This is a genomic window from Microcoleus sp. FACHB-SPT15 (genome assembly GCF_014849525.1).
Taxonomy (GTDB): Bacteria; Cyanobacteriota; Cyanobacteriia; order Cyanobacteriales; family Coleofasciculaceae; genus Symplocastrum; species Symplocastrum torsivum.
Map to the genome: position 1 here is coordinate 143,265 of NZ_JACJNU010000055.1, position 12,622 is coordinate 155,886.

The window sequence follows — 12,622 nt, forward strand, 5'->3', positions numbered from 1 at the left end:
ATTAGGAGAATCTTAATCCGATGAAATTTGGCATTGATATGGGACATAATTGTCCACCTGATATAGGTGTTACTGGTATTCGTCAGGAAGATGACTTGACAAGAGAAGTTGGGACACTAGTGATGGAAAAATTAAGTTTACTGGGACATCAAGTAGTCAATTGTACTCCTAGTTCAGCATCGAGTGTAGGAGATTCTCTAAGACAAAGGGTTGAAATGGCGACTTCTCAAGAAGTTGATATTTTGGCTTCAGTTCATTTTAATGCTTTTAATGGTCAAGCCAAGGGTTCTGAAATTTTTGCTAACAGTGATTTAGCAAAAACAATAGCAAACATAGTACTAAAAAACATCGTGGGTTTGGGATTTATAAATCGAGGAGTAAAAAATGGCTCTCATCTCTATATCTTAAAAAAAACAAAGATGCCAAGTATTCTAATAGAATGTTGCTTTTGCGACTCAAAAAGTGATGTGGAACTCTACAATTCATCAACTATGGCTGAGGCAATTGCCAAAGGATTGCTTGAGTCAATATCAATATAAACTTTTGCGATCGCTCTCAAAATTTAAATAACTACAAGCACCGTAAAGTAAGAAACAATGACTGGAACTGTTGCAACTCAAGTCAAAGCGATCGCCTTTGACCGTGATATCGAAAGACTCACCGAAGGCTTCACGGGTCGGGAGTGGGTCTTTGAGGAGATTGACCGATGGTTGCAACAGGACAATGAACGGTTCTTCATCCTAACGGGGGAACCGGGAGTGGGGAAAAGTGCAATCGCGGCTCGTCTCACCCAGCTCCGGCAGGATATTGCTGCCTATCACTTTTGTATTGCCGGACGCAGTGGCACCATTGAACCCAATCATGTGCTGCTATCTCTGGCGGCTCAGCTCATTGACTACTTTCCAGACTACGCGGAAGCCTTGGCAAATACCATCAAACCGTTAAGGCTTTCGGTGAATGTGGAAATCACAATCGAAACCATCAAAGACAGTAAAGTCAGGGGTGTTGTCATCAACAACTTGTACACCCAGAATCCGCAGGAAGCTTTGAATGTCCTGCTGCGGCTAGCGCTTGCGGCTCTACCCAATCCACCTCAGCAACCTGTCCTGCTCCTGATTGACTCCCTCGATGAAGCCGTAACGTTGAGAGGTAATAATAACCTAGTTACTCTATTAGCTGAGACGAACGACCTACTGCCGTGGGTGCGCTTTGTCTTCACCACTCGACCAGAGCGACGGGTACTGCGCTACTTTGAGCGCTTGAAGCCCTATACCCTGGCGGCAGAATCGCAAATGAACCTAGACGACATCCGCCAGTACATTGAGAATCGGGTGGGTAAGGAAAAGATGCAGGCGCGACTTCAATCAGCTGAGGTTGAGCCACAAACTTTTGTGAATCGCCTAACTGAACTTTCGACTGGTAACTTTCTGTACACCAAAATTCTGCTCAACGACATCGAAGCTGGACGGCAAAGCCTCAATGATCTGTCTGCATTACCCCAAAGTTTAGACGAAATCTATCACGGCTTCCTTAAGCGCTTCACAGTGACTGAGTGGGAAGAGCGCTACCAGCCCATCTTAGGAGTATTGGCAGTAGCCCAGGAACCAATTACTGAAGTACAGTTAGCTCACTTTACTGGAATTGGGCAAGGCAAGATTCGACAGAATCTGGGAGTGGTGCGCCAGTTTCTCGACATTAGTGATGATGGGCATGGGCGTGAGACTTTTAGTGTGTTCCACCAATCGCTACGTGATTACTTGCTCAACGAACAGAGGAATATAGACTTTTGGTGTGAGGCAAAAGAGCAACATCAGCGCCTTGTAGATTATTACATGGCAGATGACCAATCTTGGCATACTAAACCGACTAGCGATCGCTATCTTTGGCATCATCTTGCTTATCACCTAAGTGGAGCTAGCAGAAATTCTGAATTACGTGCGCTGCTATTCAACTTTGACTGGCTGCAAGCCAAACTAGATGCTACCAACGTCAATGCTCTGCTTGCAGATTACGATCTTCTGCCAGATGCTTCAGATGCGCGTTTAGTGCAGGGCGCAATCCGGCTGTCAACCCATATTCTGGCTAACGACAAAAAGCAACTAGCTGGACAACTGCTGGGTCGTTTGCTGCAATACGAAGCACCTAAAATTCAGGACATGCTGGAGCAGGCCAAGCAGTGGAAAGCTGTTCCCTGGTTGCGTCCCTTGACATCCAGTCTAATGCCTCCTGAAGTACCGCTACTGCGTACACTAATGCGTTCCCTAATGGGTCATTACTCATCTGTCAAAGCAGTGGCAGTGATGCCAGACGGACAACGGGCTATCTCTGTCTTCTCGGATAGCACTATCAAGATTTGGAATTTGGTGAATGAATCTGAGCGCACCCTGTCTTTGGATGACTATACTTGGTCTATCGAGGCGATTGCCGTGACACCAGACGGTCAGAAGCTTATCTCTGCTTCGCGATCATTTAACCTCACATCCACTGAAACGTGTATCCTCAAAGTTTGGGATTTGGAGAGTGGAATTGAACTGCTTACCCTGGGAGACTACACTCTGTTCATCAGAGCAGTAACGGTGACATCAGATGGGAAGTATGCCATCTCTACTTCAGATGGCTCTGCCATCAAGGTTTGGGATTTGGAAACCGGAGGCGAACTACGCACTCTGACAAGTAGTCGCCTGTTTGTCGAGACAATAGCGGTGACACCGGATGGAAAGTACATTATTTCTTCCTTAAGCGGTGGTACTCTTGAAGTCTGGGATTTAGAACGTGAAGCCCGACTATACACCATCTACGGTCACAGCGAGCAGATTACGGCGCTGGCAGTGATGCCAGATGGTCAGAGCTTTATTTCGGCTTCTTGGGACAACACTCTCAAGGTTTGGGATTTGGTAAGTGGAACTGAACTTCGTACTCTAAGTGGTCATACTGGCTGGGTCTTGGCAGTGGCAGTGACGCCAGATGGAGAGTACGCCATTTCTGCTTCAAACGATTGTACCCTCAAAGTTTGGAATCTCAAGAGTGGAGCGGAACTACGTACCCTTTTCGGTCACACTGACAATGTCATAGCAGTGGCAGTGACACCGGACGGAAAATGTGCTGTATCCGGTTCTCAGGACAATACGGTCAAAGTGTGGAATCTCAAAAGTAGTGCTGAACCGCTCACTTCAGCCGCTCATGCTGGTGGTGTACGAGCAGTGGCGGTAACCCCAGATGGGCAACACGCTATCTCAGCGTCAAACGATACTACGCTCAAAGTATGGAACCTGGAAAACAGGGCTGAACTGCGTGGACTGATTGGTCATACTAGCAACGTCACGGCAGTGGCAGTAACGCCAGACGGGCAGCAGGTTATCTCAGCCTCACATGACAACACTCTCAAAATTTGGGATTTAGAAAGCGGGACTGAACTGCATACCCTAAATGGTCACGGTCAGGGAGTTACCGCGATGGCAGTAACTTCAGACGGTCGATTTGCTGTTTCTGCCTCGATGGATCGCACCATCAAAGTTTGGGATCTCAAGAGCGGGACGGCACGACTCAGCTTTCTCAGCCAGAAAGACCGTGTTCAGGCAATAGCTGTTACACCAGATAGCCAACTTGCTATTTCCGACTTAGATGACAAAAACTTCAAAATCTGGGATTTAGAAAGTGGTGCCGAGCGGCTTGCTCTGTGCGGTCATAGAAGTTATGTCACTACAGTAGTGGTGACACCAAACGGTAGATACGCTATCTCAGGCTCAGAGGACTGGACTCTCAGAGTATGGGATCTACAAACTGGAGCCGCGCTATTCACACTATACGGTCATACCGCAGCTATCACAGCAGTGACCATAACACTTGATAGTCAGTATGTTCTTTCGACCGCACGCGACCATACTCTAAAAGTGTGGGATCTAGCGAATAGGACGGTCACTGCAAGTTTCACGGGGGAAAGCATACTCCACACTTGTGCTGTCGCACCAGATGGAGTGACTATTGTCGTCGGTGAGGCGTCAGGACGGATGCATTTTCTGCTCTTGGAGGAGATTCAAGCTTACCAAAAGCAATGGACACCCCAAATTGCTAAACCGCAAGGGGGATTTAAGACTCTGGTGACTGAAAGTCAGTCTCGGAAAAAACCAGGTAAAAAACGACCACGCGGCTTTGGTGATTTTAGTCAGTAGGTTTCGTTAGCACCAGGTTACGTCATCATCACAATTCCTTCTTAAAGTGAAATGTAGTACTTGTCTCATGGCTCTCGAACCGCTTACCGTCCTACATCGAAAATACTCACAGAAGGCTTTCCGGGTCGGGAATGGATCTTTGAGGAGATTTACTTATGGTTTCAACAGAACAATGAACGATTCTTCATTCAACTGAGGAGCGAGGAATCGGTAAGAGTGTGATCGCTGCCTACCTAACTCAAACCCACAAGGACATTGTTGCCTATCACTTCTGCCAAGCAGCAGAATTGGAAACCTTGAAACCGGGATGGATTTTGTGATCGCCCTCTACTAACTAAATCAGCTTTAACTTCTTACCTTAGGGATAGACTATGCCAGTAGCTAGTAGCAGAGTAGGACTCGATTTCACAGACTACGTAAACCCTCGCATCCAAAACTTCACAGGTCGGCAGTGGGTGTTTGAGAAGATCCATGACTGGCTCTCTGACCCCAATGGCTCACGTTACTTTCTGCTGACTGGGGAACCGGGGAGTGGGAAGACAGCGATTGCTGGTCAAGTATACCAACACAGACTGAATCAACAAGCAATTTCTAAAAATGTGAGTTCCAATTTTCCGAATGCTGCTCACTTCTGCTCTGCTTCCCGAAGTACCTGGGTTGACCCGAAGAATTTTTCCGAGTCAATTGCTTTACAACTGTCTCAAATCTCTGAGTACGCTGAGGTATTGCTGAATATTGGGGAAAAAGAGGTCAATATTCGCGTTGAGCAAAACCTGGGCACAGTCAAGGACAGCACTGTTCAAGGGGTAGTCATCAATAACCTCGATGTATCAGGTCTCAGGAGTGGTCAGGAAGCTTTCAATCGAGTGGTGCTAGACCCACTCAACACTATCTACGGCAATGGTTTTGACAAGCCTATTACCATTCTGGTGGACAGTTTGGATGAGGCATTAACGTTTGAAGGAGAGAAAACCATTGTTGATTTGCTCTCAGCAGTACAAGACTTGCCCGAACAGGTGCGTTTCTTGCTGACTTCTCGCCCCAAGATAGAAGCTTTAGAACCCCTGCAAGATCGTGCAGTGGTGTATTCCCTGACAATGGGTGAGGGATTACAGCATAGCCAGGAGGATGTCAATCAGTATGTCTGGCAAGCCTTGAAGCAGCAGCCAGAACTCGTAGCGCAACTCGCCCCCGATTTGCCTCAAGGCAGCTTTGTCACTACAGTTAGTACGAAAAGTGATGGCAACTTCCTCTACGTCACCTATCTGCTGAAAATGCTCGCCCAAGGACACTTAGAAATAACTAAGACCACGTTGGAGCAGTTACCAGACGGTTTAGATGGTATCTACCGGGAATTTCTGTATCGTCTAGTTGGCAAAGACAAGAGTACTTGGCGGAGTCAATATGCTCCCGTCTTAGGGACATTAGCGATCACTCAAGAGGCGTTGACTAGGGAACAATTGGCTGGATTTACACAGATGAGCAAGTCTGAAGTTGCAGGAGTGCTGGGAGAACTCCAACAGTTTTTGGAAGATGAATCCTTGCCTGCAAGCCAACGTACCTACGCCATCTATCACCGTTCTTTGGCAAACTTTTTGCAGGATGAAGATCGAGCGGGAAGCTACTGGTGTGATGCACAAGAACAGCATCAAAGGATAGTAAATTACTACCGAGCAGGGGCTAAATCATGGTTGGAAAGAGATTGGACAAGCATCAAAGATGACTATGCTTTTCGTTACCTGCCATATCACCTGAAACAAGCCGGACAGCATCAAGAGCTATGTAAATTATTAACTAGTGCTGCGAATTGGATGCAGGCTAAGTTCATTCATTATGGCAGTGATGAAGGATATGTCACTGATTTACAACTCGCATTGAATGCTTTCACTAACCCAGGAGTACCTGAGCAAATAGCACAACTAGTTCAGCTTCACACAGCACGGCAGGTTATCTATCACCGAGCAAGTCGCTATAACGATACAGATCTAAAGACTCTTGTCTGGTTAGGTGGTGAAGCGCAAGCTATACAACATGCTCGCTTACGTCCCAGTGCTTCACAAAGGTTTGATAGTGTTTGGGCAATCTACAATACACAACGAGCTAAAGGTCAGCCTCCTAATTCTGCGCTATTGAGGGAGATGTGGGAACAAGCTCAGTTGATTGATTCTGAAGAGACTCGGATAGCAGCATTGGGGAAGATAGCTACTGCTTTATCTCAAATAGGACATCTGCCTGAAATTACGGCAATAATTACTGAAACTACACAAACTCTAAAAGGACTACAGACTCGCTACATCAAAGATGCCATTGAATCTATCCATCTTGTAGTTTTACATAGTTCAAGCAGGGAGTTGGATAGGACAAAGTTGGAACCATTCAGGGAATTCGTTACTGTTTTGCTTCAGCTAAGACTGTTTACTGAAGCTGAGGAAGTTGCTCAGGCTATCACGGACAATTTTGAACGAGTGAATGCATTGACTCGGTTAGCTGTTGCTCTAGCTCAAGCAGGACAGTTCGCTAAAGCTGAGAAACTTATAAAAACTATTGAATGGGATCTTGAACGACTATACGCACTGAAAGTTTTAGCCATTGCTCTAGCCCAAGCAGGACAGTTCGCTAAAGCTGAGCAGATTGCAAGTACTATTCAAGAAAATCCAATTCAAGCAGAAGCATTCAGCCAGTTAGCCATCGCTCTAGCTCAAGCAGGGCAGTTCGCTAAAGCTGAGCAGATTGCAAGTACTATTCAAGAAAATCCAATTCAAGCAGAAGCATTCAGCCAGTTAGCCATCGCTCTAGCTCAAGCAGGACAGTTTCCTAAAGCTAAGAAACTTATTTCAAACGTTCATTCCAGTGAACATCAAGTTGAAGCCTTAAGTCAACTAGCAACTGCCCTAATCAAAGAAGAACAGCAGTCCGAAGCAATAAAAGCATTTGCCGAAGCAAGAGAAATTGCTCAAATTATTGAAAACTACAAGAATAAAATTGAGGCATTGATTAAATTAGCAACTGCTCTAGCTCATGTGGAACAGAAGCCTGAAGCAGTAGAAGCCTTCGCTGAAGCAAGAGAAACGGCTCAAGTTATTGAAAACTCTAAAGAGCGAGATAATGTACTATGCCAACTGGCTATTGCTTTGGCTGAAGTACAATATTTCACTGAAGCTGAGCAAGTAGCTCAAACTGTTGAAGACTATCGACACAGAGCAGAGACATTAAGGCAGTTAGCAGTTGCTCTAGTTCAAGCAGGAAAGCAAACTGATGCTCTGACAAGCTTCACTGGAGCAGGGGAAATAGACAAAGCTCTTGAGAGCAGTAGAAGTCTAACTAAAGCATTGAGACAGTTATCGTTTGCTCTAATTCAGGGTGGACAATTCAGCAAAGCTGAGGAAGTAGCTTTAGCCACTTTAGCCATCGAGAATGATCCGAGTCGGATACTAACATTCAATGATGGAGAGATTGCTCAAAACAGTAAATCTGACGTTGTGCTGAGACAAGTAGCCCGCACTCTAGCTGAGGTAGGACAGTTCGTTGAAGCTGAACAAGCAGCCCTAGCTATCAGTTTTCGAGAAAGTCGTTCTGAAGCCTTGAAGGAGTTGGTTCTTGCCTTAGCTCGGACAGAACAATTCAGTGAAGCCAAGCGATTGACTCAATCCATTGAAGCTATTGGTAGTCGAACATCGGCACTGAAGGAGCTTGTAAATGCACTAGTTCGCATAGGGCAGTTTACTGAAGCCGAACAACTGGCTCGCTCCATCCAAGTTCCTAGAAGTCGAGCGTTAGCCCTGAAGGGGCTGGCTAGTGCTTTAGCTCAAGCAGGACGATTTACAGATGCTGAGCAGGTAGCTGAAGCTATTGACGATAGTAAGATTCAATCCGAGACAGTTACAGACTTACTTAAAATCAGACAGACAGTTGAAGCTGAGAAGGGCTTAACCGAAAGTAGCAACGTTGCTCAGAACATTAAGTTGGAAAAGAAACAATTAGATGTGCTGGAGCATTCACCTGTCACTGCAACTCAAGCTATGAATTTTGAGGAAGCTCTTGTAGCCACTGGCTTGCTAGAGTTGAACGAATTTTTGTCTGTCTTATCAGAATGGGCACCTGCTTTTGAAAAGGTTAAATCAGGGCTGTCAGTAACAGTTTTATCGGAGGCAGTGCGGATTGCTGGATGGGTGCATCCAGATTGGCGAAAGATATCAGAGCTTTTGAATACTCAAGCTGGTTGAAGAGCTTTACTGGTCACAGTATAAGCTGCCAATTCTCCAGACAGCACTCATCACTGAAGACACTTAGAGTAGGAAACGATGGCTGGAACTGTTGCAACTCAAGTAAAAGCGATCGCCTTCACCAACCACATCCAACAATTAACAGCAGAAGGCTTTAGAGTTAGATGCTCCAGAATTTGTGAGTGCCGCTTCAGAATTACCAAGATTTATCCTACAGATGGCAAAGATTTAGTGATTGAAATAGTTCCTTGAGTTGGAGAGCGAGCGCGTCCATAGCAAAACTTTCTTTTCTAACTGTATAGGTAGGCTACAACAGAGCTATCAAAATTCATGAGTCAGCCTACTTGCCGACGAAGAAGCGGATAATGACATTACTGAACTTCAAGTCAGAAATCAACTTCACTGAGTACGTGGGCGATCACACCCCCAACTTCACAGGTCGAGACTGGGTATTCCAAAACATTTATGATTGGCTATCCAAGTCCAATGCTTCTCGCTACTTCCTCCTGACTGGGGAACCTGGAAGTGGCAAGACAGCGATCGCTCAACGCCTCACTCAATTCTCCCATAGCAAAGAATCCCTACATCCAGATTTGTTACCCAGTTTCCTGAATGCCATTCACATTTGCTCTGCCCGCAACAGCACCTCAGTCGATCCCAGAAACTTTTGCAAATCAGTTGCACTACAACTTGCAGAGATTCAAGACTATGCAATTGCCCTAGCCAATATCGACACAAAACACGTCAATATTCAGGCGACTCAAAATCTAGGAACGGTAACAGACAGCACCATTCAGAACGTGGTAATCAATAACCTGGATGTTTCAGGAGTGATGACCGCTCAAGAGGCATTCAATCTACTGGTTTTGAACCCACTTCAGTACATCTACCAAAACGGCTTCAACCAACCAATAACCATTCTCGTAGATGCGTTGGACGAAGCACTAACCCATGAAGGAAAACCAACTATTGTCGATTTACTCTCAAAACTGGAGAATCTACCCGCTCAAATTCGATTCATTCTGACTAGCCGGAAAGAAGCACGAATTGAAAACAAGTTTCTAGACATAGAAGAGCTTTACCTCTCGGCTTCAGAGTTCAATCAACTGAATCAGCATGACGTTAGGGAATATATAGAGAAACGGTTTGTTCAGGATGAGCCGATATCAGTCCTTGTCGCCGATTTGAAACCTCAACAGCGAAAAGAATCCATTGAACAGATTGCTGAAAAATCAGAAGGCAATTTCCTATATGTCAGTTTTCTATTAAATGCGATCGCCAAGGGGCAGCGATCGCTCTACAATCTGAAAGGATTGCCAGAAGGACTCGATGGATTGTACTACCAATCCCTGGAACGAGTCGTTGAACTAGGCAAACGAGATTGGTATGAAACTTACGCGCCATTCATAGGAATTCTCTCTGTAGCACGTACCAGTCTCAATCTGAGTCAACTGCAAGCTTTCACCAAGCAATCTGAGTCCCTCGTCTGGCAGTGTCTCACTCACCTGGGGCAATTCCTCGAAGAAGTTGAACCAACAACAAAACAGGAAGAGGAAGGGCACCAGTATCGGCTCTATCACCAGTCAGTCGTTGACTTTCTCAGGAAGCGATCGCTACGCATCAACCAGAAAAAGCGGCACAATCTCTACTATCTCTCCGCAAAAGAATGGCATCAGCTGATTGTAGATTACTACATAGTAGACAATCAGCCCTGGCATAGCAGAGCGATTGATGACTATTATCTCTGGAATTATCTGCCTTATCACCTACTTGGTGCAGAGCAGGTCAACCGACTCCGCAAACTGCTCTTCGATTTTGACTGGCTGCAAGCCAAACTCGATGCTACTGACCCCAATGCTCTGATTGGAGACTATGACTTTTTGCCAAATGATCTCGATTTGCAGCTAGTGCAAGGTGCCGTCCGGTTAGCTGCACATATCCTAGCCCAGGACAAAACGCAATTAGCTGGGCAATTGCTGGGTCGTCTGCTTTCCTTCAATAGATCAGAGATTCAGCCCTTACTAGAACAAGCTAAACAATGGAGAACTGCTCCTTGGCTGCGTCCTCTGGTTTCCAATCTGACACAACCAAGCGGAGCACTGTTGCGTATCTTCAGTGGTCATAGGGATTACGTCAGTGCCCTCGCAATACTCTCGAATCAGCGGGTAATTTCCGCCTCAGGCGATTGTACTCTGAAGCTCTGGGACTTAGGGAGTGGCGAATGCCAACACACATTCTCTGGTCATAGCGACTGGGTCACAGTTGTAGTAGTAACTCCAGACAGTAACTACGCTATCTCTGCCGCAAGAGACTTTACCCTGAGGTTGTGGAACTTAAACAGTGGCGAGTGCCAGCACATCCTTATAAACCATTGCGGCTTGCCCACTGCTATGGCGGTGACTCCAGATGGCTCTCACGTCATCTTTGCCCTAAATGACTGTACCCTCAAATGTTGGAACTTAAGCACTGGCGAGTGCCAACGCATCCTTGAAATCCTCGAAGATTACGGTCAGGTCACTGCTATAGCAGTAATTCCAGGCACTAATCACGTTATCGTTGCCTTAGCCAACTTTACCTTGCAACTATGGGACTTAAGTACAAGCGAATGCCAACTTACCCTTGAGGGTCATCGTGGCTGGATTAGCACTGTGGTAATTACTCCAGACGGAAAGCAGGCCGTCTCTGCTTCACACGACAAGACTCTGAAACTGTGGGGCTTAAGCAGTGGTAAGTGTCAATTTACCTTTGAGGAGCATCATGGTTCAGTGAGTTCCGTGGCATTGACCTCAGACAGTAATCACGTTATCTCCGCCTCATACGATAAGACTCTGAAGCTATGGAACTTAAGTACTGGCAGGTGCCTTGGTACTTTTGAGGGGCATCGTGATTGGGTTAATGCTGTAGTGGTAACCCCGGACGGTAAACAGGCTGTCTCTGCCTCCGATGACAAAACTCTGAAGCTATGGAATTTAAGCCACGAGCCGTGCCAGTTCACCTTTGAGGGTCATCGCGACTGGGTTAATGCTGTAGTGGTAACCCCGGACGGTAAACAAGCTGTCTCTGCCTCACGCGACCACACTATCAAACTATGGGACTTAAGCCATGGTAAGTATCGATGCACGCTCCAAGGTCACAGTAGCTCAGTCAGTGCAGTAGCGGTGACTCCAGACAGCAACTACATTATCTCTGCCTCAGTGGACAAAACTTTGAAGCTATGGAACTTGAGCACCGGTGAGTGCCAACGTACTCTTCAAGGTCATAGCGGTCCAGTTAGTGCTGTGGTGGTCACCCCAAATGGTAATCACATTATCTCTGCCTCATACGACAAGACCTTAAAGCTATGGAATTTAAGCACTGGTGAATGCCAATGCTCTCTCCAAGGTCATACCGGTCCCGTTAGTGCTGTGGTGGTCACCCCAAATGGTAATCACATTATCTCTGCTTCAGCCGATAAAACCTTGAAGCTATGGAATTTAAGCACTGGAGAGTGCCAACGCACTCTCCAAGCGCACAGTGGTTCGGTCAATACCGTGGTTGTAACCCCAGATGGTAATCACGTTATCTCTACCTCAGCTGACGAAACATTGAAGCTATGGGACTTAAGCATCGGTGACTTTCAGCTAGCCTTCGAGCGTCATTACGGTTGGGTCAATTCCTTGGTGGGTGCTCCAAACGGAGATTGGGTTATCTTAGCCTCAGCTAACAAAGCCTTGAAGTTGTGGAACTTGGAGAGTGATACGTTCATTGCCAGTTTCAGTGGGGAGAGCCAATTCCTAAGCTGTGCAGTTGCACCGAATGGATTAACTATTGTTGCCGGAGACCAGCGAGGTCAGTTACACTTCTGGCAATTGGAGGGCTTGAGATAGGTACTATCAGAAAGCTGACAAGGAATTCCTTGCTCAAGTCAATGTAAAACTAGGGTGCATATTGTGAAGGCATTTCAGAAGAGATTGCTGCAAGTGAAAGCACAGCAATCTCTTCTGAAATACCTTACGCCTCATTCTTTTATAAGAAAGCGATTTGACTTTACAGAGTTTGAACCTTTCTTGATAAAGATGATTCATGAAGAATTAATATCTGAAAGCTTTTTTCTAGCAGTATTTGTAGCACAGCTTTAGGTCTAAGAAAACGAATTTTATGTTCTTCCTTACAAAGTGTTTTATGGAGCAATGGCTACAGTCACTGGATTTTAAACTCTTACTTTGCTAATGCGCTCATAGGTATAACGCT

5 protein-coding genes are annotated in these 12,622 nt (G+C 45.9%); all 5 read left to right on the forward strand.

The window, feature by feature from the left end:
- The first annotated feature begins 20 nt into the window (after window positions 1-20).
- Window positions 21-539 carry an N-acetylmuramoyl-L-alanine amidase gene (locus H6F98_RS22105; protein ID WP_192220870.1) on the forward strand — a complete coding sequence of 173 codons (519 nt, stop codon included), beginning with the start codon at window positions 21-23 and terminating at the stop codon, window positions 537-539.
- A 57-nt stretch (window positions 540-596) separates the two neighbouring features.
- Window positions 597-4,169, forward strand: coding sequence for an AAA family ATPase (locus H6F98_RS22110; protein WP_192220871.1), 3,573 nt, complete (start codon window positions 597-599; stop codon window positions 4,167-4,169).
- A 371-nt stretch (window positions 4,170-4,540) separates the two neighbouring features.
- A complete protein-coding gene (locus tag H6F98_RS22115) occupies window positions 4,541-8,392 on the forward strand; it encodes a tetratricopeptide repeat protein (RefSeq protein WP_192220872.1) in 3,852 nt (1,283 codons plus the stop codon).
- A 78-nt stretch (window positions 8,393-8,470) separates the two neighbouring features.
- Window positions 8,471-8,644, forward strand: a complete 174-nt coding sequence (locus H6F98_RS22120) for a hypothetical protein (RefSeq protein ID WP_192220873.1) — start codon at window positions 8,471-8,473, stop codon at window positions 8,642-8,644.
- Between the two features lie 113 nt (window positions 8,645-8,757).
- The gene (locus H6F98_RS22125; protein ID WP_192220874.1) at window positions 8,758-12,258 is read left to right on the forward strand and encodes a WD40 repeat domain-containing protein; all 3,501 of its coding nucleotides are present in this window, start codon (window positions 8,758-8,760) and stop codon (window positions 12,256-12,258) included.
- Window positions 12,259-12,622: the final 364 nt, after the last annotated feature.